The organism is Paenibacillus sp. JT31N11, assembly GCF_056269285.1.
The window spans coordinates 259687-286483 of the sequence record NZ_JBWDNQ010000001.1 but is presented as its reverse complement, the minus strand read 5'-3'; the positions used below and the strand labels follow the sequence as shown (position 1 = coordinate 286483).

General features: G+C 50.7%; 21 protein-coding genes and 1 tRNA gene. 2 read left to right on the top strand and 20 right to left on the bottom strand.

Features of this window, described 5'->3' with window-relative positions; all coding sequences use genetic code 11:
* Positions 1–39 precede the first annotated feature (39 nt).
* From AC0YNV_RS01325 to AC0YNV_RS01240, 18 genes are all read right to left on the bottom strand, one after another.
* Positions 40–1032: an RluA family pseudouridine synthase gene (locus tag AC0YNV_RS01325; protein ID WP_475765208.1), complete on the bottom strand. Its 993-nt coding sequence runs from the start codon at positions 1030–1032 to the stop codon at positions 40–42.
* Positions 1033–1046: 14 nt separating this feature from the next.
* Complete coding sequence (hemL, locus tag AC0YNV_RS01320; protein ID WP_475765206.1) at positions 1047–2348, bottom strand: glutamate-1-semialdehyde 2,1-aminomutase; 1302 nt, start codon at positions 2346–2348, stop codon at positions 1047–1049.
* A gap of 64 nt (positions 2349–2412) precedes the next feature.
* Positions 2413–3405 carry a porphobilinogen synthase gene (hemB, locus tag AC0YNV_RS01315; protein WP_475765204.1) on the bottom strand — a complete coding sequence of 331 codons (993 nt, stop codon included), beginning with the start codon at positions 3403–3405 and terminating at the stop codon, positions 2413–2415.
* A 93-nt stretch (positions 3406–3498) separates the two neighbouring features.
* The gene (cobA, locus tag AC0YNV_RS01310) at positions 3499–5058 is read right to left on the bottom strand and encodes a uroporphyrinogen-III C-methyltransferase (protein ID WP_475765201.1); all 1560 of its coding nucleotides are present in this window, start codon (positions 5056–5058) and stop codon (positions 3499–3501) included.
* 5 nt (positions 5059–5063) lie between these two features.
* Complete coding sequence (hemC, locus tag AC0YNV_RS01305; protein WP_475765199.1) at positions 5064–6032, bottom strand: hydroxymethylbilane synthase; 969 nt, start codon at positions 6030–6032, stop codon at positions 5064–5066.
* Positions 6029–6709, bottom strand: coding sequence for a precorrin-2 dehydrogenase/sirohydrochlorin ferrochelatase family protein (locus AC0YNV_RS01300; RefSeq protein WP_475765197.1), 681 nt, complete (start codon positions 6707–6709; stop codon positions 6029–6031). Before AC0YNV_RS01300 ends, hemC begins: the two co-directional genes overlap by 4 nt.
* A gap of 43 nt (positions 6710–6752) precedes the next feature.
* Positions 6753–7571, bottom strand: a complete 819-nt coding sequence (locus AC0YNV_RS01295) for a cytochrome C assembly family protein (RefSeq protein WP_475765195.1) — start codon at positions 7569–7571, stop codon at positions 6753–6755.
* 100 nt (positions 7572–7671) lie between these two features.
* Positions 7672–9081 carry a glutamyl-tRNA reductase gene (gene hemA / locus AC0YNV_RS01290; protein ID WP_475765193.1) on the bottom strand — a complete coding sequence of 470 codons (1410 nt, stop codon included), beginning with the start codon at positions 9079–9081 and terminating at the stop codon, positions 7672–7674.
* A gap of 177 nt (positions 9082–9258) precedes the next feature.
* Positions 9259–9657 carry an adenosylmethionine decarboxylase gene (speD, locus tag AC0YNV_RS01285; RefSeq protein WP_210045632.1) on the bottom strand — a complete coding sequence of 133 codons (399 nt, stop codon included), beginning with the start codon at positions 9655–9657 and terminating at the stop codon, positions 9259–9261.
* Positions 9658–9980: 323 nt separating this feature from the next.
* A complete protein-coding gene (locus AC0YNV_RS01280) occupies positions 9981–10571 on the bottom strand; it encodes a non-ribosomal peptide synthetase module (RefSeq protein WP_475765190.1) in 591 nt (196 codons plus the stop codon).
* Positions 10572–10737: 166 nt separating this feature from the next.
* Positions 10738–11382, bottom strand: coding sequence for a ribosome biogenesis GTP-binding protein YihA/YsxC (gene yihA, locus AC0YNV_RS01275; RefSeq protein WP_210045630.1), 645 nt, complete (start codon positions 11380–11382; stop codon positions 10738–10740).
* Between the two features lie 18 nt (positions 11383–11400).
* Positions 11401–13743, bottom strand: a complete 2343-nt coding sequence (lon, locus tag AC0YNV_RS01270; protein WP_210045629.1) for an endopeptidase La — start codon at positions 13741–13743, stop codon at positions 11401–11403.
* 86 nt (positions 13744–13829) lie between these two features.
* A complete protein-coding gene (gene lonB, locus AC0YNV_RS01265; RefSeq protein WP_475765188.1) occupies positions 13830–15536 on the bottom strand; it encodes an ATP-dependent protease LonB in 1707 nt (568 codons plus the stop codon).
* Between the two features lie 252 nt (positions 15537–15788).
* Positions 15789–16904 carry a flavodoxin-dependent (E)-4-hydroxy-3-methylbut-2-enyl-diphosphate synthase gene (ispG, locus tag AC0YNV_RS01260; RefSeq protein ID WP_210045627.1) on the bottom strand — a complete coding sequence of 372 codons (1116 nt, stop codon included), beginning with the start codon at positions 16902–16904 and terminating at the stop codon, positions 15789–15791.
* A 106-nt stretch (positions 16905–17010) separates the two neighbouring features.
* A complete protein-coding gene (gene clpX, locus AC0YNV_RS01255) occupies positions 17011–18267 on the bottom strand; it encodes an ATP-dependent protease ATP-binding subunit ClpX (RefSeq protein ID WP_210045626.1) in 1257 nt (418 codons plus the stop codon).
* Positions 18268–18290: 23 nt separating this feature from the next.
* Positions 18291–18887: an ATP-dependent Clp endopeptidase proteolytic subunit ClpP gene (gene clpP / locus AC0YNV_RS01250; protein WP_210045625.1), complete on the bottom strand. Its 597-nt coding sequence runs from the start codon at positions 18885–18887 to the stop codon at positions 18291–18293.
* Between the two features lie 228 nt (positions 18888–19115).
* The gene (gene tig, locus AC0YNV_RS01245; RefSeq protein WP_475765184.1) at positions 19116–20417 is read right to left on the bottom strand and encodes a trigger factor; all 1302 of its coding nucleotides are present in this window, start codon (positions 20415–20417) and stop codon (positions 19116–19118) included.
* 95 nt (positions 20418–20512) lie between these two features.
* Complete coding sequence (locus AC0YNV_RS01240) at positions 20513–21424, bottom strand: hypothetical protein (RefSeq protein WP_475765182.1); 912 nt, start codon at positions 21422–21424, stop codon at positions 20513–20515.
* Between the two features lie 185 nt (positions 21425–21609).
* Between AC0YNV_RS01240 and AC0YNV_RS01235 the strand changes: the two genes are divergently transcribed.
* Together AC0YNV_RS01235 and AC0YNV_RS01230 are read left to right on the top strand one after the other, a co-directional pair.
* Positions 21610–21683 (top strand) — tRNA-Gly (locus tag AC0YNV_RS01235).
* A gap of 317 nt (positions 21684–22000) precedes the next feature.
* Complete coding sequence (locus tag AC0YNV_RS01230) at positions 22001–22129, top strand: sporulation protein YjcZ (RefSeq protein ID WP_210045623.1); 129 nt, start codon at positions 22001–22003, stop codon at positions 22127–22129.
* Between the two features lie 462 nt (positions 22130–22591).
* On the opposite strand, the gene AC0YNV_RS01225 is transcribed toward AC0YNV_RS01230, so the two are convergent.
* Together AC0YNV_RS01225 and AC0YNV_RS01220 are read right to left on the bottom strand one after the other, a co-directional pair.
* Positions 22592–23485, bottom strand: coding sequence for a TetR/AcrR family transcriptional regulator (locus AC0YNV_RS01225; RefSeq protein ID WP_475765179.1), 894 nt, complete (start codon positions 23483–23485; stop codon positions 22592–22594).
* A gap of 19 nt (positions 23486–23504) precedes the next feature.
* On the bottom strand, positions 23505–26702 hold the full coding sequence (locus AC0YNV_RS01220; RefSeq protein WP_475765178.1) for an efflux RND transporter permease subunit: 3198 nt from the start codon (positions 26700–26702) through the stop codon (positions 23505–23507).
* Positions 26703–26797 lie beyond the last annotated feature (95 nt).

Sequence of the window (26797 nt, the reverse complement as noted above, 5' to 3'; positions counted from 1 at the left end):
TCCCTATTTATCTATATGGCGAGGGGTAGGCGGGCATGACTACATTTTCAATGGAGTACCCAATTGATTGACGACATTCCGGAACCAAGGGGGCTCCGGTGAGCGAACGGTGATTGTGCAATGGGAAAAAGGATGCTGAAATACCAGTTCCTCGCCCCGCAGCGCCTGATGGGGAAGAAGCCGGCTGCTGCCGCCATACAGAACATCGCCGATAAGCGGATGACCGATATGGCTTAGATGGACACGGATTTGATGCGTACGTCCTGTTTCCAGCGTCAGGCGTACCCAGGTGGCCTCCTTGAAGGTCTCCAGTACCTCATAATGCGTGACAGCCTCATCGCCTGCGGGCGAAACGCGCCTGCGGGCCTTATGATGGCGGTCCTTCCCGATTGGTGCAGCTATTTTACCGCGTTGATTGCCCATGCAGCCCTGGACAAGCGCAGTATACTGGCGTCCAATCTGTTTAATCCGCATGGACTCATCCAGACGCAGCTGGGCGAGGTCATTTTTGGCATACAGCACAGGTCCCGATGTATCATCATCCAGGCGATGGATATGCTTGACCGGCATGGGGTCGCCTGCTCTTAGACAATGACAGGCAGCGGCCTCGTCCAGCGTGCCTCGCTGACCGGGAACCGAAGCATGGACCGGCATTCCGGCTGGTTTGTCCATTACAAGACACCAGTCATCCTCAAACAGGACAGCGGCTTCCCCATGAGTCTTCACGATGAGCTTTTTTTGGGCAAGGCGGTAAAGTGGATCGGCTTCAACATTTACCGGTACAAAGGCATGCAATCGGACAACATCGCCTTCCAGCTGAATGCCGCCAACCGAAAACAGCCGGTTCACCCATTTGTCCGGAAAGAAAGCAAGAGCCAGAAGCCACTGCCGCACAGCATGCGGATGGCTCCCGGCCTTCAATACAGGAATATTCAATTGCTTTTCTTCAGACCATTCAGCCAGAACGGGAACCGGCAGCTCCAGCCACTCCCCGCTTCGTCTGATGCTCCTGCCTTGCGTCCATTCATCCATTAGCCCCATCGCTCCTATAAACGCCGCAGCGCTTCATCATGAGCATCAATCGTGGCATCAATGGCATTCTCATCATGGACGGCAGAAACAAACATGCCTTCGAACTGGGAAGGCGCAACGCTGACTCCCAAATCCAGCATCGCTCCAAAATAAGCCTTAAACCGTTCCGAATCAGCGGTTTTAGCCGTGTCATAGTCGATGATGTGCTTGTCAGTGAAAAATGGGCACAACATGGATCCAACACGATTAATCGTACAGGCGATTCCATGTTTGAGCGCATTGGATTCAAAACCATCCTGCAATCTGACCGACATCCGTTCCATATGCTCATATCTCTCCGGCGTGAGCAGGCTAAGCGTCGTATATCCCGCCGCCATCGCGAGCGGGTTGCCCGACAATGTGCCGGCTTGATAGATTGGGCCGCTCGGGGCCATCAGCTCCATCAACTCGCGTCTGCCGCCATAAGCGCCAACCGGAAGCCCGCCGCCGATCACTTTTCCCAGGCAGGTCAAATCCGGAGTGATGCCGTACAAGCCCTGCGCGCAATGATAGTGGACGCGGAATCCGGTCATGACCTCATCAAAAATAAGCAGGCTTCCATACTGCTCCGTCACCTCGCGCAGCCCTTCAAGGAAACCCGGCAGAGGAGGAACCACCCCCATATTGCCGGCGACCGGTTCAACAATGATGCAGGCAATTTGCTCGCCAAACTTCTCGAAAGCGAGCCTTACCGAATCCAGATCATTATAGGGTACTGTAATGGTTTGGGAAGCCACGCTTTCCGGCACGCCAGGACTGTCAGGCAGACCCAGCGTGGCGACACCGGAGCCTGCTTTGATCAGAAGGCTGTCGGCATGACCATGATAAGAGCCTTCGAATTTTAAAATTTTGCTCCGCTTCGTGTAGCCTCTTGCCAGACGCAGGGCGCTCATGGTCGCCTCTGTGCCGGAATTCACCATACGCACCACTTCAACTGATGGAACACGCTCGCATACCAGCTCCGCCATTCTGGTTTCCAGCTCGGTTGGCGCACCGAAGCTGGTCCCCTTCTCAGCCGTCCGCTTGATGGCCTCTATGACTTCCGGATGGGCGTGACCCATGATCAGCGGCCCCCAGGAGCCTACATAGTCGATATAGCTGTTCCCGTCAATATCAAAGACGCGATAACCTTCACCGCGTTCCATATAGACCGGCGTAAGCCCAACGGACCGAAAAGCCCGAACCGGGGAATTTACACCTCCGGGAATGACAACCTTCGCTTGTTCAAAAGCCGCCTTGGAACGCTCATCCCGGCGAAACCGATTATTTTCGCTCAAATTCGACACACCACCTGTTATTTGTTCGCAATCCTATCATTTTCACGATAGAGTATGATTGCGTCTATTCCTTAAGCCAGCGCGCGGCATCCAGGGCATGATAAGTAATGATCAGATCCGCTCCGGCCCGCTTCATACCGGTTAATGTCTCAAGCACAATCGCCTTCTCGTCGATCCAGCCGTTGAGGGCTGCGGCCTTCACCATGGAATATTCCGCACTTACATTGTAAGCCACAACCGGCAAATCAAAATGATCCTTCAGCTGGCGGAGAATATCCAGATAGGCAAGCGCAGGTTTCACCATCAGCATATCCGCACCTTCAATAACATCGGATTCCGCTTCACGCAGCGCCTCGCGCCCATTGGCCGGATCCATCTGATAGGTCTTGCGGTCCCCGAACTGCGGAGTCGAATGAGCCGCTTCACGAAAAGGCCCGTAATAGGCCGAGGCATATTTCACAGAGTAGGACATGATGGGAATCATTTCGAAACCGGCTTCGTCCAGCCCGTCCCGAATGGCACTCACAAATCCGTCCATCATATTGGATGGAGCGATGATATCGGCTCCGGCTTGAGCCTGGGAAACAGCCGTTTTCACCAAAAGCTCGAGCGAAGCATCATTATCCACTTCAGCTGCGCCGGTCGACTGATTATGCAGGATGCAGCCGCAGTGACCGTGATCTGTAAATTGACACAGGCAGGTGTCTGCCACAACGACCAGTTGAGGTGCCCGGGATTTGACGCTGCGTATGGCCTGCTGGACAATTCCATCCGGCTCATAGGCGGATGAGCCGACAGCGTCCTTATGTTCGGGAACGCCAAACAGGAGAATGGACTGTACGCCGGAAGCTACAACGGCATCGATTTCCAGTTGAAGCTGATCCAGTGATAAATGGTAAACACCGGGCATGGAAGGAATTTCCTCTTTAATATTTTGACCGTACGTAACAAAAATCGGATAAATAAAATCATTCACCGTCAGCTGCGTTTCGCGGACCATATTGCGCAGTCCCGCAGAACGGCGCAAACGGCGATGTCTAGTAATCGGAAAAGTCATAATAATACCTCCTTAGGCGTTTATGGCAAAGTTCTTCATTTCATGGTTTGGCAAGCCGCCAACAAGACTCGGTTTCCCCCGGCTTCAAACTTACTAGCCAGGAATCCGTTTGGCTAAGCGCGATGCCGCGATAGCCTCGATGAGACCGTCAATTGTCGCATCCTCCGGCTGAATGGTCACGACCAGTCCCGATTCCGCGGCTGTCTTGGCCGTAAGCGGTCCGATGCAGGCAATATCCGCACTCTGAAGCAGATCTACCGGATTGTCCACTCCCATGCGCTGCATAACCGTTATTAAATTCGTCACCGTTGATGAGCTGGCAAAAGTAATGACATCCACCTTGCGTTTGATCAGCAGCTGCAATACATCTTCATCCTGGTCATCTTCAATTACAGTCTCGTAGACATCAATTTCCACAGTTACGAGACCGCGCAAGGCAAGCTCCCGCGGAAGCACTTCCCTGGCCAGATCGCCGCGCGGCAGAAGCACGCGCTGACCTGGCAGCAAGCTCTCATGCAAGCTGTCCAGCAAGCCCTCTGCCTGAAATTTTACAGGAAGCGACTCTACGATCAGACCGCGTTTCTCCAAAGCTTCAGCTGTTTTGGGCCCGACGGCGGCAATTCGAGCCTGATGGAATTGCCGGATATCTATACCCAATCTTTTCAGCCAGCCAAAAAAATACTCGACCCCGTTCACGCTTGTGAACATCAGCCAGTCGAATTGCTCTTCGGCAAGCAGCGCCGATTCTACCTCCCGCACCGCGGCAGCAGAACTCTGCTCACGCGTCTGAATGACCGGAAATTCGCAGGGCTCCCCGCCCAATTCCTCAATACGGTTCGCCAGGTCGCTGCTTTGCGCTCTCGCTCTTGTCACCAGCACCCTTGTTCCAAACAAGGGCTTGCGTTCATACCACTGAAGCTTGTCCCGCTGCCGGACAACATCACCTACGACAATAACCGCAGGAGGCTTGAAATCTGCTGCTCTCACAACAGCTTCTATCGTTTCCAAAGTTCCGGTGATGGTCTGCTGTTCGACCCGGGTGCCCCATCGGATCAGCGCCACAGGAGTCTCAGGAGGCTTGCCGTGCTTCATGAGTTGGTCGGCAATATAGCCGATCTTGGCAACGCCCATAAGAAAAATAAGTGTGCCTGTCGCATTCGTCACTTTATCCCAGTGAATCGACTGGTCAAGCTTATCAGGGCTTTCATGCCCCGTTATAATAGATAAGGATGAAGCCAGATCCCGGTGTGTAACAGGGATTCCCGCATAGGCAGGTACGGCAATCGCCGATGTAATGCCGGGAATGATTTCGAACTCAATGCCATTTTGCTGCAGCAGCTCCGCTTCTTCCCCGACACGACCGAAGATCGTGGGGTCTCCGCCTTTGAGTCTGGTGACAATCTTCCCTTCAAGCGCCAGATCAACAAGAAGCTGATTGATATCCTCCTGCTTCATCGTATGACGGTCGGGAAGCTTTCCCACATATACTTTCTTTGTGCCTGCCTTAAGATATTTCAGTAGACGGGGGCTGGCTAACCGGTCGTACACCACGACATCACATGCCTGCAAACATTCCATGCCCCGGATTGTAATCAGCTTCGGATCTCCGGGACCTGCTCCTACGAGAAAAACCTTCCCTGTCGCCTTCTCCATGCCGTTCACCCCCCATATTCGGCCAAAATACGGTCTGCACCTCTCTTTATGAGCGCATCCGCGACTTCCTTGCCCAGCTTCTCGGGATCACTCCCATGAATGCTTTCTTTCAGCAGTATCGCGCCATCCGGTGAACCGACAATACCTGTAAGCGCGAGAACAGGAGTCTGCACGGCTTCCTGCTGATCGATAATCGTCGCATAGGCTCCGATCGGAATTTGACAGCCCCCGTTCAGCGCGCCAAGAAAGCTGCGCTCTGCACGTACGGCTAATGACGTCATAGGGTCATTAAATAAATCGAGCAGATCGCGAACTTCCTTGTCATCCTCGCGGCACTCAATGCCAAGCGCCCCCTGACCCACTGCGGGAACAGACAGCTCTGCAGGCACGTAAGAGGATACCCTGTCCTCCCAGCCCATTCTCTTGATCCCCGCAGCCGCCAGAACGATGGCATCGAAGCCTTCTGTCTCGAGCTTGCGGATTCGTGAATCAATATTGCCTCTGATTGATTCAATTTGCAGATCGGGACGGGCGTGCTTAAGCTGGCAGGATCGTCTTAAACTGCTGGTGCCGACCTTTGCTCCCTGTGGAAGCTGCTCCAGCGAGAAATTGTTTTTGCTGATCAGACAATCCCTTGGATCGACCCGCTTGGGCGTGGCGCCATTGATAAGCCCCTCAGGCAGCTCGAAGGGCATATCCTTCATGCTGTGAACGGCAATATCAATCTCCCCGTCGAACAAGGCTTGTTCAATTTCTTTCACAAACAAACCTTTTCCACCAACCTTGGACAGCGTGACATCCAGAATGCGGTCGCCTTTCGTAATAATTTTACGCACCTCAAAAGAATAATCCAATTGATGCAGAGCGCATAATGATTGCAGCTGATCGATTACCTGGCCCGTTTGGGTCAAAGCCAGCGCGCTTTGCCGTGTTCCGACCACAATAGTCCGCTTTCCGTCAATGATATATGTCATCCCTCATGCTCCTTCTCCGCTATATCCTGAAGCCGGTTCAACCAGCTGCCGATCTCTTCCTCCGTAGAACCAGAGCGTTCTGCCGCAGATGATTCTCCTCTCGAATAAGCAAGTATCTCCTGCGCCGCAAGCTTTAAAATGGCATGCCTTCGTTTCTCATCAGGCTCCTTCTCAAGAGCTTGTTTACGCAAAAGGCCCAGCTTCGGAAGTGCAGTTCCCAGCTCTTTCCCATAGTTCGTTTCCAGCTCCCGCTTGATGCGGGCTATCAAGGAGGGGCTCGCCCCTCCGCTCGTCACAGTCAACAGCAGATCGCCTCTGCGGACGACCGCAGGAGTAATAAATGCCCCTTCTTCGGCTTTGTCCGCCACATTGCACAATACCCCGCTGCCCGCTGCAGACAAGGAGATGGAATGATTGACAGCCCGATTGCCGGTAGCTGCGAATACAAGAAAAGCATCGGCTAAATCCTCTTCCTTGTATTCCCTCCGCTTATGCCGGATAGACCTCAACTCTGCCAATCGTTGAAGCTCCTCAGTAAGCAGGGGGCTCACGACCACAAGCCTGTCCGCTCCGGCTTCCAGCAGTCCCAGCACCTTGCGCTCCGCGACAGCTCCCCCTCCGATTACAACGCAGAGCTTCTCTTTGAGATTCACCATCATTGGATAAAAATCAGCCAAAATTGTTCAACCTACTTTCCTTAGCGTATACGGCTTAAGGAATCTATGACCAGCCGTGAAAAGAAGAGGCCTTATTCATTAACAGATTAAGCAGCAGAACGCCAAAGCTGATCAAATTAAAGCGGGCGCTGTTCCAGACTGTCCCGTTGAACCATCGATGCCTCAATACGTTGGCAATATAAAGCGCCAATGCAACGAAGGATGTAAGCACCTTGGGATCTAGCAGCAAAGTGTATCTGCCTTCCGTCAAAATCGATGTAACCGCAACCGCCAAAGACAATGTAAGCAGCGGCGTACCGATTAACGACGCCCTGAACATGAACCGGTCCATAACATCCAAACTGGGCAGCCGCTGAACACTCTTGGTCCACCTCTTCCCTTTCAATCTGCCATGCAGGAACAAATACATACCTGAGAAAATGGCGCTTATCGTAAGCGCGGCGAAGGCACAGATCATCAGGCTGACATGAACCACCAGCAGTTCTCTAGCGAGCTCCCAAGGGGCCAGCGAAGCTCCTGAGCCGATACCGAACAAATTAAGCGTCAGTACCGCGAAGCCGATTACATTCGCGAAGAAAACAATAAATTCAATCCGGAAAAATTGACTGATAACGAGCGATATCGTCACCAGCAGCCAGGAGAACAGCAATAAATATTCAAACAGGCTCATAAAGGTCATATCCAGATGCGAAGCAATCCGCTGAACCAGAAATACCGCCTGCAGCACCCAAACGAAAGTAAGCAGCCCTGTTCCCACTCGTTTCGCTCTCCGGTTCCGGTCAACGAAATCCGAGAAGTAAAACAGCAGGCTCAGGGCATAGATATAAAGCATTGCATCATATAACCAATTTTGTGTAACCATGGGCGCCTCCACAAGTACGGCTTGAGATCGCCGGATAAGGAAATGGCGGCTATTCGCCGCCTGTCAAGTTCACTTGAATCCCAATCTCTCGATATAAAAATTAAGTGGTCGCAGCAGCGATTGTACGGGAGGCTGTCTGCGCTCCAGGATTTTTTCCGAGTGACGAGATATGAGCGCCCTCTGATGAAGAGACAGCCTCACGTTGTTTGTTGGATCTGCGTTCCTCAAGCTTGGCCTCTGCGATTTCCTCTTCCAATGCGAATAATTTCACAAACAAATCCATCGCATCATCAGCATGCTTCTCGGAAGCCATCTCTTTAATACGGACAATCGGATCGTGCATCATTTGGTTCACTATGCTTTTCGTCAGCTTGCGGATAATTTTCTTCTCACGTTCGCCCAGGTCAGGGAGCTTGTTGGTCAGGCTCTCCATGGTCTCTTCGTGAATAACCGCTGCTTTGTCCTGCAAAGCGCGAATGAGCGGCGCAACGCCTAGCGTCTTGTACCACTGGCGGTATACATCCAATTCCTCAGCTATGAAGGTCTCAATCTTGGCTGCTTCTGTACGGCGCTGCTCCAGATTGCTCTCTACAATGCCTTCCAGATCATCGATATCATACAAAAACACATTTTCAACTGCTGCGATTGCAGGATCCAGATCACGCGGCACAGCAATATCAATCATAAAAAGGGGACGCGCCTTGCGTGATTTGATGGCGGCCGCCACCTGTGCCCTCGACAGTACATAACCGTTGGATCCTGTTGAACTGATGACAATATCCGTCTCATGAAGACGATGAATCGCATCCGTCAAGGATAGGGGAATCCCGTTAAACTTGTCCGCAAGCTCTACAGCACGGTCATACGTCCGGTTCACGACAAAAACTCTGCTGACTCCATTAGCATACAAATGCTTGGCAGTCAGTTCGCTCATCTTGCCAGCACCGATAATCATGACTGTCTTGCCGCTGAATTGTCCGAAAATTCGTTTGCCCAATTCAACAGCCGCATAACTGACCGAGACGGCCGCCTCTCCGATTGATGTCTCGGAATGCGCCTTTTTGGCCAGTGTCACCGCTTGTTTGAACAGCATGTTAAACATCGTGCCCGTCGTCTTCTGCTGCTGGGCAAGCAGAAAAGCACTCTTCACCTGACCCAGAATTTGAGTTTCCCCAATCACCATGGAATCAAGTCCGCATGTGACTCGGAACAAATGCTCAATCGCACGTTCATCTTCATACATATATAGATCGTTCGTAAATTGTTGTCTCGGCATGTCAAACCATTGTTCCATAAAATGACGGATGTAATGACCGCATAAATGCGGACGATCGACTACAGCATACAATTCAGTACGATTGCAGGTCGCAACAATGACACATTCCATGACGCTGTTCGTCTGCTGTAATTGTTTAAGGGCCTCCGGAAGGTCCTCGTCTGTAAAAGTAAATTTTTCTCTGACTTCGACTGGAGCCGTACGGTAATTAAGGCCAACAACCAATATGTGCATGCGCGTTCACCTGCCTTTCTTTACAGTTATTATCGTCTTAATCATCAATTATTATAGCATAGTTCGACAACCTGTACTCCTGCAATTATGAAAATTGTTTGAATGCATCATGATTAAAAACCGCATTAAAAATGACCACGAAAGCTCCGTGGTCATTGATTAAGTCATATGAAAATGTTACACAAGCTCGACTTGCTTCAAATCCGGTTCTACAACCTTCAATTCGCCCATTCCACGAATCAATTTCTTGGCATGAGTCGTTGTTGGTTTCAAAACAGACAGCATGTAGTCGATCGCAAGCTGCGGATCCACTGTTTCTCCGCACGTATAACAGTCGAGAGCAGCAAAACCTTTCTCAGGATACGTGTGAATGGAGAGATGACTTTCAGACAGCAGTACAAGAACGGTTGCGCCTTGTGGCTCAAATTGTTTTCCTTGCACAGAGAGTACGGTAGCGCCGCAGCTTTCAGCAGCCTCCACCATTTGGGCTTGTAAAAATTCCGCGTTGTTGAGCAGGTCAAAATCCACACCCCATGTGTCAACAGCAACGTGTCTTCCGAAAGTTGAGTATTCCATCTTTCGGTTCCCCCTTCCTAGGAATAAAATGTTTGAAAACTTTCATCCGCTAGGACCTACGTCATTCACTGCCCGAGGGAAAAATCTCTCGCAACATTACCATGTCCTGAGTGAATCCTGGTTCCTAATATTCTTTTCAACGAGAATAAAAATAACATCTATCGCTGATAAATGCAATAGTTTTTTTAAATTCTTTATATGAAGTTTTATCCTCAGTCCCATGACTGCAGCATTCGCGCCAGAGCCCTGAGCTGCGTAGTGGCCGCAAAAAATAAAAAGCCGCCAAGGCGGCGGCTTTCAATCATGCATATAATGTCAAGTGATTATGCTTCCAAAACGAACAAATGACGGGTGTGGCGCTTTAATTGCTCGTCGATTCCGGCAATCTGATCCCGGTCTGTGCATTGGTTGCGTAAATCGAGCAGTTCATTGATGGTGTGGTGGATGATTTTGATCTCACGTTCGATTTCTGTGCTGCGGAACCGTTCCTCAAGCTGGCCAACGGTATTCTTATACTCAAAAACAACACTCAATTCTCCACCGGCATTCTCTACAATCTTGCGTACAGCGCCCATTTCATAAAAATAAACCATCGTATAAGAAGGATAAATCCGATTGACAATGGCATTCCCGCGAAAAACGGAAACTGCTTTACGCATAGCATTTGTTAATTTAGGTTTAACCAACCGGCAGGAAAGTTCACAAATGTAATGATCTTCTTGACGTTCAAAAATTAAGCGGACTTCTTCATGTCCTGCTTGGTCTTCGAGAATCATTTCGTGATTGCCGTTATCGAGCACCATGACCTGCTGCTGCACATGATGATCTTCAAAGAAACGAACAAATCCCGCCATCTCATCAGCCGTTAGTTGCAGAGAAGCTTTGACATATTCCGTGGCTATCCGCTGAGCCATAAAAATCTCCTCAATTCTATAAACATGCCCTTTGTAAAGCTTTGCTTAAATATATTATACTTCATCATTGCCGTTTATTCCTGCCGGTTGTTCTTGAAATTCACTCAAATTCCAGAAGAATCACGAATAATCACTCATGAACGTATCATATTATGCACTTTGCTCGTTATTCGGATGCTTCATCGCGGACTTCCTGCTCTTCCTGCTGTTCATCCTCTTCCCGCGCTTCCGCGATCCGCTCCACAATAATGCTCCAGACCTCGTCGCGTCCAAGCCCCGTCTCGCTAGAAAACAGCACCATTGCATCACTGGGGACGGTCCCCAATGTGTTCTTAATCATTTTAATATGTTTGTCCCACTTGCTGCGTGGAATTTTATCCGCTTTGGTGACTATGATACAGACCGGAATATCATAAAACTTCAACCAATCGTACATCATTTTATCGTCTTTGGACGGTTCATGACGAACATCGATGATGAGCATGACCATTTTGAGCGGTTCGCGGTTCTGCAGAAATCTCTCAATCATTTTGCCCCACTGCTCGCGCTGCGTCTTGGACACTTTGGCATACCCGTATCCGGGGAAATCGACGAAGTAAAGTCTGTCCTCGATACGGTAATAATTAAGCTGCTGGGTTTTGCCGGGCTGAGAGCTCGTGCGGGCCAGGTTCTTGCGTTGGATCAATTTATTGATCAATGATGATTTCCCGACATTCGAACGCCCTGCCAGAGCAAACTCCGGCAAGGCGTCCTCAGGATATTGGGAAGGCTCTACAGCGCTAATCACAAATTCGGCTTTGTTGACATTCATTCTTGAATAACCTGCTTTCTAATGCGTCTGAATAGGCAGCTGCGTAAGGGCGTGCTGCAGCACCTCATCCATATGGCTGACCGGAATAAAATCCAGATCGTTTCTTATGCTCTCCGGAATATCGCGCAGATCACGCTCGTTTTCTTTGGGGAGCAGCACCTTTTTGATCCCTGCGCGATGCGCTGCCAAGGATTTTTCTTTCAATCCTCCGATTGGCAGTACACGGCCTCTCAGCGTAATCTCTCCGGTCATGGCCACTTCCTTGGATACATGACGGCCGGTTAACGCGGAGATGAGCGCCGTTGCCATCGTAATGCCGGCAGAAGGGCCATCTTTGGGAATCGCTCCCTCCGGGATATGGATGTGAATATCGTTCTTCTCATGGAAATCCGGATCAATGTTCAGCTCCTTGGCTTTGGAACGCGTAAAACTAAAAGCAGCCTGAGCCGATTCCTTCATGACATCGCCAAGCTGACCTGTCAAGGTCAGTTTGCCGCTTCCGGGCAATACCGTAACTTCAATGACCAGCGTGTCGCCGCCGACTTCCGTCCAGGCAAGTCCGGTAACTGCCCCAATCTGATCCTCGATCTCAGCCATACCGTAGCGGAATTTGGAAGGCCCGAGCCACTCCTTCACTTTGGCCGTATCCACTTGAATAGGGGTGCGCTCCGGATCGGAGACGATCGCTTTGGCTGCCTTACGGCATATTGCCGCGACCTGCTGCTCCAGATTACGAACCCCGGATTCTCTTGTATACTCTCGGATGACCTGCATCATTGCGATATCGTCGAGCAGAAGCTGCTCCTCCTGAAGGCCGTGCTCCCGTTTCTGCTTGGGCAGTAGATAACGCTCGGCAATCTGCAGCTTCTCCAGCTCCGTATAACCGGGAATAAAGAGCATTTCCATACGATCCAATAAAGGGCGCGGAATATTGTGCACAGCGTTTGCCGTTGTCACGAACATCACATTCGACAAGTCAAACGGCACCTCAATAAAATGGTCGCTGAATGTGTTGTTCTGCTCCGGATCAAGCACCTCCAACAATGCTGATGCCGGGTCTCCGCGAAAATCCATCGCCATTTTGTCGATCTCATCCAGCAGGAATACCGGATTGCGCGTTCCCGCTGTCTTCATGCCCTGTACAATCCGACCAGGCATGGCTCCGACGTACGTACGGCGATGGCCGCGGATCTCCGCTTCATCCCGCACGCCGCCAAGCGAGATACGTACAAATTGGCGTCCGAGCGACTTGGCGATGGAACGTGCCAGTGATGTTTTACCTACCCCTGGCGGCCCCACCAGACACAGAATCGGCCCTTTCAGCTTTTTCACAAGCTGCTGCACGGCCAAGTATTCCAGAACCCGTTCCTTCGGCTTCTCCAAGCCGTAATGATCCTCATTGAGAATTTGTTCGGCTTTGGATACATCAAGATCATCTTCTGTTTTCTTATTCCAGGGAAGCGAAAGTAGCCAATCGATATAATTGCGGATAACACCGCCCTCAGCAGAAGAAGCCGGCATTTTCTCCAAACGGTCGATTTCCTTCTCGACCTTCTCTTTAACTTTATCCGGAAGCTCGGCTTCTGTCATAAGCGTCCGAAGCTCTTCCACTTCTCCGGCGCGGCCTTCCTTCTCCCCTAGCTCCTTCTGGATGGCCTTCATTTGCTCACGCAAATAATATTCCTTTTGCGTCTTTTCCATCTGTTTTTTGACGCGCTGGCTTATTTTCCGTTCAAGCTCCAGCACTTCGCGCTCATTATTCAAAATATCGAGCAGCTTCTCAAGCCGGTCACGGACATCAATGGTTTCCAGAATATCCTGTTTGTCTTTAATCTTGAGAGTCAAGTGGCTCGTTATGACATCGGCAAGCCGGCCTGGCTCATCAATATCAGAAACGGCCGCGAGCGTCTCAGGAGTGACCTTCTTCGATAAATTAATATAATGCTCGAACTGGTTCAATACCGTTCTCATGAGCGCATCGATTTCAGGATCGCTGGACTCCGCTTCCGGCATTTCCTTGACGGTTACTTCGTAAAAATCATCATTGGGCAAATAATCCACAATCTCCGCCCTGTTGACACCCTCCACCAATACACGTATCGTGCCGTTCGGCAGCTTGAGCATCTGTCTGACGCGCGCTATCGTGCCGACGCGGTAAATATCCTCTTGTGTAGGCTCTTCAATATTTACCTCTGACTGTGAACACAGCAGGATCATATGATCGTCAAGCATGGCACGGTCCAATGCGCGTACCGATTTCTCTCTGCCGACATCAAGATGAAGCACCATGCTGGGGTATACAAGCAGCCCTCTGAGTGGAAGCAGAGGCAGCCTTCGGCCTTTCCATTTTGCAGGTCCCATACCAGCACCTCCGTTCTTGAAGCAATTTCAACCCTTTTGTCTAACGGAAAAATAAGGCTCTTACTTGAGTGCCTATCCCTATTTTATCACTCAACGGAATCAGCCTGCAAATAGGGAAGGCTCGGTGCGATAAAAACATCACTTGCAGCAGTCGGCTGATGCGCCGGAATAAGCTTATCCATATCGCGGAATACATGCCTGAACACCTCGTCGATATGACCGACCGGGATGATCTGCAGTCCTTGCAGATCCGCAAAAATCGCCTGCCAGTTCTCACGCGGGATGATAACCGTATCCGCGCCTGCCTGGAACGCTGCCTCCACCTTGGCGAGCACACCGCCCACCGGCTTCACATCTCCATGGATGCCAACTTCCCCGGTCATGGCAAGCTTATTGTCAATGGGCTCGCTCTTAATTGCGGAAGCAATGGCGGTTGCCATAGCAATTCCCGCTGAAGGACCGTCGATCGGTGTTCCACCGGGGAAATTAATATGCAAATCAAAGTTTTCAGGCTTAAACCCGATTCTCCGCAGCACTGTCAGAACATTCTCGACCGAGCCTTTTGCCATGCTTTTCCTCCGTATTGTCCTGCTGCTTCCGCCGCCGAGCTCTTCCTCTTCCACAACGCCTGTAATGGTGTAGCTGCCTTTGCCGGCCCTGGCTGGAATCGCGCTGACTTCAATCTCCAGCATCGTTCCCATATTCGGTCCATAGACGGCAAGACCATTGACGAAACCGATCTGCGGGAGCGCAGGGACTTTGCGGTCGGGTCTCGGCGGAATCTGGCTGCTGTTGACCACCCATTCGACATCCGCAGCTGTGATCCCCTCACGCGATTCAGACAAGGCAAGGCCGGCGGCAAGCTGAATCACATTGACCGCTTCACGGCCGTTGGTGGCATAGCGGGTAACCACATCAATCGCATTTTGTGAAGGCGGCAGGCCGATTTTTTTCAGGGCATTAACCGAGATTTGGGCAATTTCGGCAGGCAGCAGCGGACGGAAATAGATTTCCATGCACCTGGAACGCAGTGCTGGCGGAAGCTCCTGCGGTGACCTTGTGGTAGCCCCCACCAGTCTGAAATCCGCCGGAAGCCCATTTTGAAAAATATCATGAATATACATGGGCACTGAGGTATCCTCGGAATTGTAATAAGCGCTCTCCAAATACACTTTACGGTCCTCCAGCACTTTAAGCAGCTTGTTCATCTGTATGGGATGCAGCTCACCGATTTCATCGATGAACAGCATACCGCCGTGGGCTTTGGTTACTGCACCCGGCTTCGGCTGAGGAATCCCGGCCACACCCATGGCACCAGCCCCCTGATAAATCGGATCATGTACAGAGCCGATCAGTGGATCCGCGATCCCGCGTTCGTCAAAGCGGGCGGTGGTGGCGTCAATCTCCGTAAACTTGGCATCCGGCAGAAATGGAGAGGTTGGATTCTTCTTGGCTTCCTCCAGAACGACACGGGCTGCCGCGGTCTTTCCTACCCCCGGGGGTCCATAAATGATCACATGCTGGGGATTGGCGCTGCACAGAGCCGCTTTGAGGGCCCTCAAGCCATCGCGCTGACCGACAATATCATTAATGGTCTGGGGGCGCGTTTTTTCGGACAATGGCTTGGTAAGCGATACCGAGCGAAGCTTGCGGAGCTTATCCATTTCCTTGCGGGACTCCTTGTCAACAGCGGTGCGGTTGGTCTTCTGACTGCGTAATAAATTCCAAAAGTACAGTCCGATCACGATCGCAAAAAATACTTGAATCAGCATCAGAATCAAATTTAAACTCATAACGATTAATACTCCTCTCAAACCACTGGGCAAATGGTCCGTTCTGCATGCTTGCGGCAGCGAAAACTGCAGGCAGGCAGGCTTGGGCCATTCCTGGCGGTGAAGTATGTGTTATCCCTTTTGGAAATAGCAGCAGCGTGCGGTCTGCTATTAAAAAAAATCCGGCATATCGGGACTCATACCTGTCAGTATTGCCCCCAGCCGGATGGAATAATCGCTATTTGATTCTAAAGTTTGAATCGTTTGCTGCTTTTACGCATGCGGTACAGAATGAGCCTTGCGTCCGGGAATCTCCCCCGTTGCTTCATAGACGCGGACGATTTCATCGATTTCTTTCTTCAGTTCAGCCAGAAGATCAGCTTCAGGCACCTTGCGGATCATCTCCCCGTACCGGAACAGCATGCCTTCTCCCCGTGCTCCGGCAATGCCGATATCTGCTTCTCTGGCTTCGCCCGGCCCGTTAACCGCACAGCCCAGAACGGAGACCTTAATGGGGACTTTGATTTTACTGATGTACTCTTCAACTTCATTGGCGATGGTGAACAAATCAATATCCAGCCGCCCGCAGGTCGGACAGGAAACGAGCGTCGCCGCGTTGGTGATCAGACCGAAGGACTTCAAAAGCTCCCGCGCTACCTTGACCTCTTCCACCGGATCTGCGCTCAGGCTGATCCGTACGGTGTTCCCGATTCCCATCGCAAGCAGCGCGCCAATTCCCGCAGAGCTCTTAATGGTACCCGTATGCAGCGTTCCTGCTTCGGTAATGCCCAAGTGAAGAGGATAGCGAATCTGCTCGGCCGCCATCCGGTAAGCGGCTATAGCCATCGGCACATCGGATGCTTTAAGAGAAACGATAATGTCATGAAAATCAAGTTCTTCCAAAATACCGATATGAAAAAGGGCGCTTTCCACCATTGCTTCGGGAGTCGGATAGCCGTATTTCTCAAGCAGATGGTTCTCAAGCGAACCTGCGTTGACGCCGATTCGTATCGGAATACCCCGCTCCTTGCACGCCTTCACGACAGCTTCAACCTTCTCGCGGCGGCCGATATTGCCCGGATTGATCCGCACCTTATCCACGCCGTTCTCAATGGCAGCCAGTGCCAGACGGTAATCAAAATGTATATCCGCAACGAGCGGTATATGAATGCGCTTTTTGATTTCTTTGATGGCTTCCGCCGCTTCTTTATTGTTAACCGTGACACGGACAGCCTGACAGCCGGCTTCCTCCAGACGAAGAATTTCGGCGACGGTCGCTTCCACATCCGCCGTCTTGGTCGTGCACATGCTCTGGATGATTACTTCGTCGCTTCCCCCAATGGTGAGCGGGCCTAACTTAACCGGTATGGTATCTCTACGTGTATACATATCAGGCAACGTCTCCCTCCCGTTAACGTCAAAGTCCACCCCTGTCAAAACGACCTGCAAGGCCGCTTGGACAGAGGTGGATACTTTAGAGCGTTCTTTAATTGAATCAGGCGCTTTCTTCCTTCTTCTTGCTTTTCTTGGAGGATAATTCAGGCATAACCCGATCCTGAACCACTTTCTCGGTAATGATGCAGTTATTCACATCATCGCGGGAAGGAACCTCATACATAACATCCAGCATCAAGCCTTCGATGATCGCACGCAAGCCGCGGGCGCCCGTATTGCGTTTGATCGCTTCTTTGGCAATCGCATCCAATGCGGCAGGCTCAAAATCCAGCTTGACGTTATCCATTTCAAGAAGCTTCTGGTACTGTTTCACAAGCGCATTCTTAGGCTCGGAAAGAATACGAACGAGCGCAGGCTCATCAAGCGGCTCCAAGGTGGAAATAACCGGAAGACGGCCCACAAACTCCGGAATCAAACCAAATTTGAGCAGATCCTCCGGAAGCACCATGGACAGGTACTCGCCGGCTTTCAAATCCTTCTGGCTGTCTCCGGCAGCGTTGAAGCCGATGACCTTCTTGCCGATCCGGCGCTTGATAAGCTGCTCCAGACCGTCGAACGCGCCGCCGCAGATGAACAGAATATTCGTGGTGTCGATTTGGATGAACTCCTGATGCGGATGCTTGCGCCCGCCCTGAGGCGGAACCGATGCAACCGTACCTTCGAGAATTTTGAGAAGCGCCTGTTGAACACCTTCGCCCGATACATCACGGGTAATGGAAGGATTTTCCGACTTGCGCGCTACTTTGTCAATTTCATCGATGTAGATAATGCCGCGTTCCGCTTTCTCCACATCATAATCAGCCGCTTGAATCAACTTCAGCAAAATATTCTCGACGTCTTCGCCTACATAACCGGCTTCCGTCAGCGAGGTAGCATCAGCGATGGCAAACGGAACATTCAAGATTTTGGCCATCGTCTGCGCGAGCAGCGTTTTACCTGAGCCTGTTGGGCCTACCAGCAAAATATTGCTTTTTTGCAGTTCAACGTCCTCAAGCTTATTTTGCGAGTTGACACGCTTGTAATGGTTGTATACGGCAACAGACAGCGACTTCTTCGCCTGCTCCTGGCCGATTACATATTGGTCAAGGATGTTGCGGATATCTTTTGGTTTCGGAATGTCTTTCAGATCAAGCTCTTCTTCATGACCGAGCTCTTCCTCCACGATCTCCGTACAAAGCTCGATGCATTCATCGCATATATACACGCCAGGACCGGCGACAAGTTTACGCACCTGATCTTGAGATTTGCCGCAGAAAGAACATTTCAGCTGGCCCTTCTCCTCATTGAATTTAAACATGGGATCACCCCTTCTTCGATTTGTTACAGGTTGCTTATATTGCTTGATGAGACGACCTTGTCGATCAAGCCGTAATTGAGCGCTTCTTCCGCACTCATGAAATAGTCACGGTCCGTATCGCGGTCAACTTTCTCATAAGGCTGTCCGGTGCGGTCAACATAAATCTGATTGAGCTTTTGCTTGGTTTTCAAAATCCAGTCCGCGTGAATCTTGATATCGGATGCCTGGCCGCGAACGCCGCCCAGCGGCTGATGGATCATGACTTCGCTGTTGGGAAGCGAGAAACGCTTGCCCTTGGCTCCAGCCGTCAGCAGCAGCGAACCCATGCTGGCTGCAAGTCCCACACAAATCGTCGAGACATCCGGCTTGATGAATTGCATCGTATCGTAAATCCCCATCCCTGCGGTTACCGAACCGCCTGGCGAGTTAATGTACAGATGGATATCCTTCTCAGGATCGTCAGCAGCCAGAAACAGCAGCTGTGCGATGATCGAGTTTGCCACATCATCGTCGATCGCACTTCCTAGAAAAATGATCCGATCCTTCAAAAGACGAGAGTAAATATCGTAAGATCTTTCTCCCCGATTCGTTTGTTCAACGACTATAGGTACCAGATTCATGCGACCAACCTTCTTTCTCTTATCGACTTTTAATACCGTATTTATTTTAACATGTTACGCAGGCAATGTCATTTTTTACGAATACTACATTATACGATACTGGCAAACCATTATGTACGGGACAGGTATCCCATTTGTAAACTTAAATCCTCTAAAGGGAGAAATAAGGCACGTGTACACGTGCCTTACTTCCTCATGGCGGCTATACATCGCCCGTCGGGAGCGATATTAAGCAACTTCAGTTGTAACTTTACTGTTGTCCAACAGGAACTTGATCGTCTTGCGAAGAACCAGATCTTCCTTGATATTGTCCAGGTTGCCGTTAGCTGCAAAAATCTCGCGAAGCTCGTCTGCCGTACGGCTGTACTGCTTGGACAACGTCTCCAGTTCCTCATTCAGGTCCTCGTCGCCAACTTCGATGCCTTCGTTTTTGGCAATTTGCTCAAGCACCAAATTGTTGCGGACGCGCTTCTGGGCATCGCTGCTCATTTGAGCGCGCAGGGCTGCTTCATCCTGGCCTGAGAACTGGTAATACATATCCAGATTCATCCCCTGCATGCGCAGGCGGTTCTCGAAATCACGAACCATAAAATCTGTTTCGGATTCAATCATAGCATCGGGAATATCAATAACGGCCGCATCGGCCACCTTTTCCACTACAGCCGTTTCACGGGCCTGCTCATTGCTTTTTTTCTTGTTCTCGACCAGTTTGGTCACGAGATCTTCCTTGAATTCATCCAACGTATCAAATTCGCTTACGTCTTTGGCAAATTCATCGTCAAGCGCAGGCAGGTTCTTGCGTTTGATTTCATGAAGCTTTACTTTGAATACCGCCTGCTTGCCTGCAAGATTCTCGGCGTGGTAGGTTTCAGGGAATGTCACTTCAATGTCCTTGAAATCGCCGATTTGCATGCCGACTACCTGATCTTCAAAGCCGGGGATGAAAGAATTGGAGCCCAGCTCCAGCGAGTGTCCTTCTCCCTTGCCGCCTTCAAACGATTCCCCGTCAACGAAACCTTCAAAATCAATCGAGGTCACATCGCCAGGTTCAGCCGCCCCTTCATCAAGAACAGTCAGCTCGGCATGACGCTGCTGCAGACGATCAAGCTCAGCCGCAATCTCCTCTTCCGTAACCGTTTCATCTACAGCCGGAACTTCAATGCCTTTGTATTCGCCCAATTGAACTTCAGGCTTAACGGTTACCTTGGCTTTGAATTTGAAAGGCTGTCCTTTACTGAACTGCTCCACTTCGATATCAGGCCGGTCGACCGGAATGATCTCTGTTTCTTTCAGCGCTTCGGAATATACATCCGGAAGAAGAATGTCAATTGCATCCTGATAGAGGCTTTCGATACCGAAACGGGCTTCAAAAATACCGCGAGGCACTTTTCCTTTGCGGAATCCAGGTACGTTTACTTTTGCAACGACTTTCTTGAAGGCCTTGTCCAGCGCTTCACTCACTTGCTCGGTCTCGACTTCGACGTCGATGGAGACAAGGTTCTTGTCTATTTTTTCCCAAGTTGCTTTCATGTTATGCTTTCCCCTCCAAATTAACTAACGCTTTTCTCGCGTCCGATGATTCACGCTAATAAACCATTCTATTATAATCAACATCCGGACGAATATCAAGACTCGCTTCCATCCTCCCGGTCCTGCAGCAATGCCACCTGCCTGAGCGAGCGGCAAGCCTGTTCATACTGAAATCGGAGCGCTTGCGTTATACCGTATGTATCGCGGATATCATCGTCGCTTGCCCTGTCATAAAGAGATAATTCTACGATGAGGTGAAGCGCACCCGCAAAGCAATCAATGGTTTCATCGTCGCCGTTGACCAGCCGGTCGTAGATGGTGGTTCCATAGAAGCATTGGAGGCACTCCTTCCACATTTCACGCGCAAAATGAGGCATGGTTACGTCAATAACCTCTGTCACCGACTCCACTCTCTCGAGCACTCTGGAAACAGGCTCGGGAAAGCCATCCATCGAGAGCGGCGTCAGCTCAATTTCAAGCTCGACCTGCTCCCCCATCCGCAAAAGCGGCAATTTCCCCGTTACGCCCCGGCGATGCAGACATTGGAGCGCCTTGAACTGCAGGGCCGGGTGAAGCTCGCTGCCCGTAAGCCAGGCGACAATCGCTTCATCCACATCGGGATGCTGAATATGAGCGGCTCTTTCCAAAGCCAGCACCTGCTGATCGGGTATAGGATGATTCCGCATAATATACAGGACTTGTTGAACGTAAGCATCATCATATTCTTCCGGCGCCAAGGCGTCCCTTCTGAAGGAATCCTCGTCCTCATCGGCTTTTAGCTCAGCATTCTCCAGGGAACCATAGCCATGGTCAGACGCTTCAAAAGTGGGAAAAGCCATATCGAGCCAAGTGAGCAGGCTGCCCCATTCTTCATAGTGGCGTTTCTCCTCGCCCTGGCAGTTCATCAGAAACCGGAGCAATTGTTTGGCTTCGCCATACTGCTCGGCTTCAAGCATCCGTGTCAGCTGCAGCTGGTATTGATCAAGCATGCGCGGAAACAAATACACATTTTCCTTACTGTCGCCTTGAGGGGAATTTGAAGTTGTAATAGTATCACCACCTTATCAGTCCATCCGCACCGGCAGCGGAGCCTGCTTTTGATATGTGTTCGATTATAACACTGTCTGTTATTGATTTCCATTGCACCCTGTGCTATCATTTATTGGTCGCAGTACACTGCCAACTTTCTGATGCGGGTGTAGTTCAATGGCAGAACGCCAGCTTCCCAAGCTTGAGGCGAGGGTTCGATTCCCTTCACCCGCTCCACTAAATAATTCCTGAAAGCCTTGATCTGCAAGGCTTTTTTTGTTGTCTTGCGGCTGAAAAATTCAGTCTCGAATATGGTTTGGGACGGATTGGAGACAGACAGTTGAATCAGGCCCATTCCGATCTCCATGCGGCAGGTATTTTTAATGAAGCACACAAAAACAACGTCCAATATGATAGCATGCTTTATCTATGCCCGCTCTGCCAGTTCCTATTCCATTACCTGGGCCAATGACGTTATGTGATAAATACCCAATCGCACTGGGGCAGGTGTGCATACCTTAAAGAGTACCCTAGACGCAAGGAGGTGCTTTTGAATGGGCTACGCTGGTGTTGGTGGTGTTGGCTATGGCGGATTTGGCACAGGAATCGGATTTATTCTCGTACTCTTTATCTTGCTGGTCATTATCTCCCGTGGATGCGGCTTTGGTGGATTCGGTTATTAATTAACATTTGGAACGTAACCCTCCATATGTTCCGGACCTTGAAAACTCCATTAATTGACCCGCTGCCAAGCGGGTCTTTTAGCCGTTTACGCCAAGCTGTATCTGCTCCTGAACGGCATCCGTCCTGCATTCGCCGATTTCCTTGCATTGCATAAGTGAAATGAGCAAGGAGCCGCGAGCAACAGGGTATAACGGCCATAACGGCCCTTCTCGCGCTTCCTGGTATCCTGATGCTGTTTCTTCCCCAGCTACAATAAATGGAAGGCTGGAGCAGGCCTGAACATGCCCAGAGCGGTTCTGGTTCGACCGTCCGTACTTATTACCACGATAACATGCCCGCTAACCGTCAAATATCGACCATTTTTGAATAGACATGCAAAAAGCGGACTGTTACGCGCTTTATGCGCCTAAACAGTCCGCTTTTATACTGCCTTGCATGATGATGTCCAATTATTCATGCGTTCAGATCAATTCACTTATGCCAGCCTCCAGCTTGGTAACAAGCTTCTTGAGCTCCACGATTTTGGTACTTTTCAGAAGGGCCAGCATTCCCTTAATGAGGACGGGCTGCGGGTCCGATTTGTCGAGTTCATTCTCCAGCAACTGGAGGGAGGAATTCATCTCTGCAGCGACATCGGAAGGTACGTCTGCTTCGGAGATAATCGTACGGATGGCCTCAATATCAGCGCTGACGTTATGATCCCCATCAGCGCTGCGAAGCTCGGAGGAAGTACATATCCAATCCTCCAGCACTTCACGGTCCATAATCACTTCAGCGTTGCCCGCAACCATACCTGCCATCAGCTGATCCATGCGCTCCAGAATATAGGCTGCCAGCCGCTCGATATCGAACTTCTTGCCTTCCAGAATGACAAAGCCCATGTAGCCCTCAATAAAAGCGTTAAAGAATATAGCCGCATCGTTGGCATAACGCTCAACATCCGGCCCGTAATGCTCGCGTATGGCGGTACGTGTGGCCAGAAGCCCGCTTGCTCTTAATTGAAGGATCAGATCATGCAGCTCCTCATTCAGATCAAAGCGTTCCTGCATAATGATGTTAATGAAGCTCTTATGCTGGTTATACAGCTCGTAGCTCATCGTAATACGCTTCCGCAGCTTGTCGCGGGAGGAGAGTTCCGTGGATTCGGAAATCTCCTTCGCTCTTTTACTCATTTTCCCAATGTAATACTTGAAGATGGAGAATAACAGATCTTCTTTTGATTTGAAATAGAAGTATAGAGAACCTTTGGAAATGCCGAGGGCGTCAGCAATATCCTGAATGGACGTCCCTCTGTAGCCCTTTTCCGAAAAACGCTTCATGGCGCCTTCGAGAATTTGCTGTTTTTTGCCTTCCACGTGTCAGACACCGCCTTCCTTACTCTTCAATTGCGGGCTTTCTGCGGAATTTAGCCAGGAATTCATAAACGATTGGCACGATGAGCAGTGTCAGTACCGTCGAGCTGGCCAGTCCGCCAATTACGGTCACACCCAGCCCCTTGGAAATTAGTCCGCCGCTGCCGCCTTCAAACCCAAGCACGAGCGGCAGAAGCGCTCCAATGGTGGCAAGAGCTGTCATCAAAATCGGACGCAGCCGGGTTCCAGCCGCCTCAATAAGCGCTTCCCGGGTGCTGAGACCCGCCTTCTCCATATGCAGTACGCGGTCAAGCAGCACAATCGCGTTGGTAACCACGATCCCGATCAGCATGAGCGCTCCCATCATCGCCGCCGCACTGATTGTTTCCCCGGCCAAATACAGACCGACTAACGCTCCGATAATGGTAAACGGCAGGGAGAACAATATAGCAAACGGCGTCAGTGCTCCGCCAAAGGTGATAACCAGCAGCAGGTAAACGATCGCAATGGCCGCAGCCATGGCCAGACCAAGCTGGGTAAAGGTTTCGTTGATCTGCTCGGCGACGCCGCCAAAGTCGACTGTCACATTCGCAGGTAGATCTATTTTGTCGATTTCAGCCTTCAGGTCTGTGCTGGCTTTGTTCACATCTTTGGACACAATGTTCGCCGATACGCCCACATAAAGCTTGCCGTCTTTGCGGGATACCGTGTCGGCCGATGTACCCTCTTCCACTTTGATGACATCTTTGAGCGGTACGGTCACGCCAAGCGGCGAAGTGATCGTCTCGTTCTCAATGTCGGAAATGGAACCGTACTGCTTCGTATCCACCTGCACATACACATTGTAATCCTTGTCGTCTACGGTCACCTGCGTCAACACCGGACGTTCGCGCACCGGACTGAGCTTCATGACGATCTGGCCGGCTGTCAGGCCAAGCTTGCTCAGCTTTTGCTGATCGGCGACAAGCGTATACTGCTGATATTGCTGGGAGAGAGAGTTGTCAACTTTCTCAAAGGAGCTGTCCTTCTTCATCAGATCCTCGATTTGCGTAACGACCGGTTTAATAGCATCAAAACTGTCACCGTATACGGACAAGCTCAACTGACTGCCGCCAAGACCGCCGCCTCCGAGATTCATCTGTCCCCAATTGCCTGACGGTTCTACCGTTTTGAGGGCTTCGACCAGCTTATCTTTTTCAGCGTTAAAGTCCTTCACATCACTCTCATACTGGACATAGAACAATGCGCTTTTGCCTGATGATGCGCCGAACGGGCTCTGTCCGCCGACCGAATACTGCAGATTAGTTACACCTGCGCGTTCCATGATCAGCTTCTCCGCATCAAGCGAGGTCTGCTCGACGTCGGCCAGGGTTGTTCCCGGTCCTGGCGAAAATGTCACCATGGCATATTTCTCCGGCTCTTCCGGAAGGAAGCTAACTCCGATCTTCGGAACCAGGAAGAAGCTTGCGGCCAGTATGACAATAGCGCCAATGAAGGTAATCAGCTTATGATTAAGCGCCCATCCCAGAATTTTACGATACCGGACGGCGATAACGCCGGGACGTTCCTCATGCTTCTGACTTTCCTTCAGACCTTTGCGGAACATCAAATGGGTCATCATCGGCACGACTGTGATGGCTACGAGCAGTGAAGCAAGCAGCGCAAACACCATTGTCAGCGCAAACGGCATAAAGATTTGACCAATGGGTCCTGTAACGGTTCCAAGCGGAAGGAATACGGCAATCGTGACCAAAGTCGACGAGAGAATCGGCATAAACATCTCTCTGGTCGCCTCGGTGATCAGCGCTTTGCCTCTAAGCTTCTCGGAACGCAGAGACATCCGCCTGTAATTGTTCTCAATGACGACAATCGAGTCATCGACGACCCTCCCGATCGCGACCGTCATCGCGCCAAGCGTCATAATGTTAAGGGTGATATCCATCTGCTGGAGAAGCAAGAGAGCGATAACCAGTGACAGCGGTATGGAGATAATGGATATAATCGTCGTTCTGAAATTGCGCAGGAACAAAAGAATGACAATAACTGCAAACAGTGCGCCGAACAGCGCCTTGTCGATCATCGTGCTGACTGATTCCTCAATCGGCTTGCCTTGATCCAGCATCACAAGGGATTTAATTTCCGCATGCTCTTTCTGGAATTGAGCCGTCTCGTCCTTCACCGCATTGACAACGTCAACGGTATTGGCATCTGAGGATTTTGTAATATTGATGCCGATAGAAGGTTCCCCGTTCGTCCGGGAGATGGACTCCGGCATGGAGACCAATTCGATATTGGCAATTTCCGACAATTTAACAGTCGGGATTTCTGTTGGCGCTAGTGCACCTTGGGGAGCCTGATTCACAGCGCCTTGCCCTGTTCCGGCATTGCCGGCTGCTGCTCCTCCTCCGGGAGCACCTGCTGCCTGTCCTGCGCCTCCAGCAGCGCCCTGCTGCGGTGTTCCGCCTGCACCGGATGGAATTGCGGGGATCTCAATATTTTTCAACTGATCAAGGGTAGTAACATTGCCATCAACGACGATGGCTTTCTCGGTCTCGTCCATTTCAAACAGGCCAAGAGGCGCTTTCACGGCCGAGGCTTGTACTATTCCTTTAACCGTATCTTCACTGAGGCCAAGCTCGGCCATCTTATCTTTATTAAAGGTTAACTGAACTTCCTTCACTTGCTGGCCGGAGATCGCTACCGCGCCCATTCCGTCAATGCCTTCAAGCGATGGCTTCAAATCTTCCTCGACCAGCTTCGTGACCTCTTCAAGCGTCATTCCGCTGCCGCTGGAGATACTCAGAGACATAATCGGAAAATCATTCAGGCTGATTTTGGATATCTGCGTATCCTGTGCGCCGCTTGGCAGTTCAAAACCATCGGTGACAGCTTTCAGCTCACTCTCCGCTTCCTTCATATCCTTGCCGTAATCATACTCCACAACGATGGAAGAAACGTTCTCTGATGAAGTTGAGGTGAATGCAGTGACGCCATTCATGTTCTTGAGCCGCTGCTCGAGCGGGATGGTCAGCTTGTCCGCCACCTCTTCCGGAGCTGCGCCCGGGAACACGGTATTAACCACCAGTATGGGAACACTAATGTTCGGAATGGTCTCCTGCTTCATGTTCAGACCCGCATACAATCCGCCAACCGTAACAATAATCGTCATGATCCAGATGGCGAATTTGTTGTTTATTGAAAATCGGATAATTCCTTTCATCCTTCCACTCCTCATCTCTTTATATGACTTCATTGACCAATCGTTCAAATATAATTCCATACTATTTGAACAAAGTTCAAAAGTCAATTAAACGG

Bases quoted from the DNA above. Each gene is read 5' to 3' on its own strand.
- AC0YNV_RS01280 (WP_475765190.1), bottom strand. From the start codon at position 10,571: ATGGCTCAGCGGATAGCCACGGAATATGTCAAAGCTTCTCTGCAACTA.
- hemB (WP_475765204.1), bottom strand. From the start codon at position 3,405: ATGACTTTTCCGATTACTAGACATCGCCGTTTGCGCCGTTCTGCGGGA.
- cobA (WP_475765201.1), bottom strand. From the start codon at position 5,058: ATGGAGAAGGCGACAGGGAAGGTTTTTCTCGTAGGAGCAGGTCCCGGA.
- clpX (WP_210045626.1), bottom strand. From the start codon at position 18,267: ATGTTTAAATTCAATGAGGAGAAGGGCCAGCTGAAATGTTCTTTCTGC.
- lonB (WP_475765188.1), bottom strand. From the start codon at position 15,536: ATGAGTTTAAATTTGATTCTGATGCTGATTCAAGTATTTTTTGCGATC.
- clpP (WP_210045625.1), bottom strand. From the start codon at position 18,887: ATGAATCTGGTACCTATAGTCGTTGAACAAACGAATCGGGGAGAAAGA.
- AC0YNV_RS01230 (WP_210045623.1), top strand. From the start codon at position 22,001: ATGGGCTACGCTGGTGTTGGTGGTGTTGGCTATGGCGGATTTGGCACA.
- AC0YNV_RS01295 (WP_475765195.1), bottom strand. From the start codon at position 7,571: ATGGTTACACAAAATTGGTTATATGATGCAATGCTTTATATCTATGCC.
- ispG (WP_210045627.1), bottom strand. From the start codon at position 16,904: ATGTATACACGTAGAGATACCATACCGGTTAAGTTAGGCCCGCTCACC.
- yihA (WP_210045630.1), bottom strand. From the start codon at position 11,382: ATGAATGTCAACAAAGCCGAATTTGTGATTAGCGCTGTAGAGCCTTCC.
- speD (WP_210045632.1), bottom strand. From the start codon at position 9,657: ATGGAATACTCAACTTTCGGAAGACACGTTGCTGTTGACACATGGGGT.
- hemA (WP_475765193.1), bottom strand. From the start codon at position 9,081: ATGCACATATTGGTTGTTGGCCTTAATTACCGTACGGCTCCAGTCGAA.
- AC0YNV_RS01220 (WP_475765178.1), bottom strand. From the start codon at position 26,702: ATGAAAGGAATTATCCGATTTTCAATAAACAACAAATTCGCCATCTGG.
- tig (WP_475765184.1), bottom strand. From the start codon at position 20,417: ATGAAAGCAACTTGGGAAAAAATAGACAAGAACCTTGTCTCCATCGAC.
- AC0YNV_RS01325 (WP_475765208.1), bottom strand. From the start codon at position 1,032: ATGGATGAATGGACGCAAGGCAGGAGCATCAGACGAAGCGGGGAGTGG.
- hemC (WP_475765199.1), bottom strand. From the start codon at position 6,032: ATGACATATATCATTGACGGAAAGCGGACTATTGTGGTCGGAACACGG.
- lon (WP_210045629.1), bottom strand. From the start codon at position 13,743: ATGGGACCTGCAAAATGGAAAGGCCGAAGGCTGCCTCTGCTTCCACTC.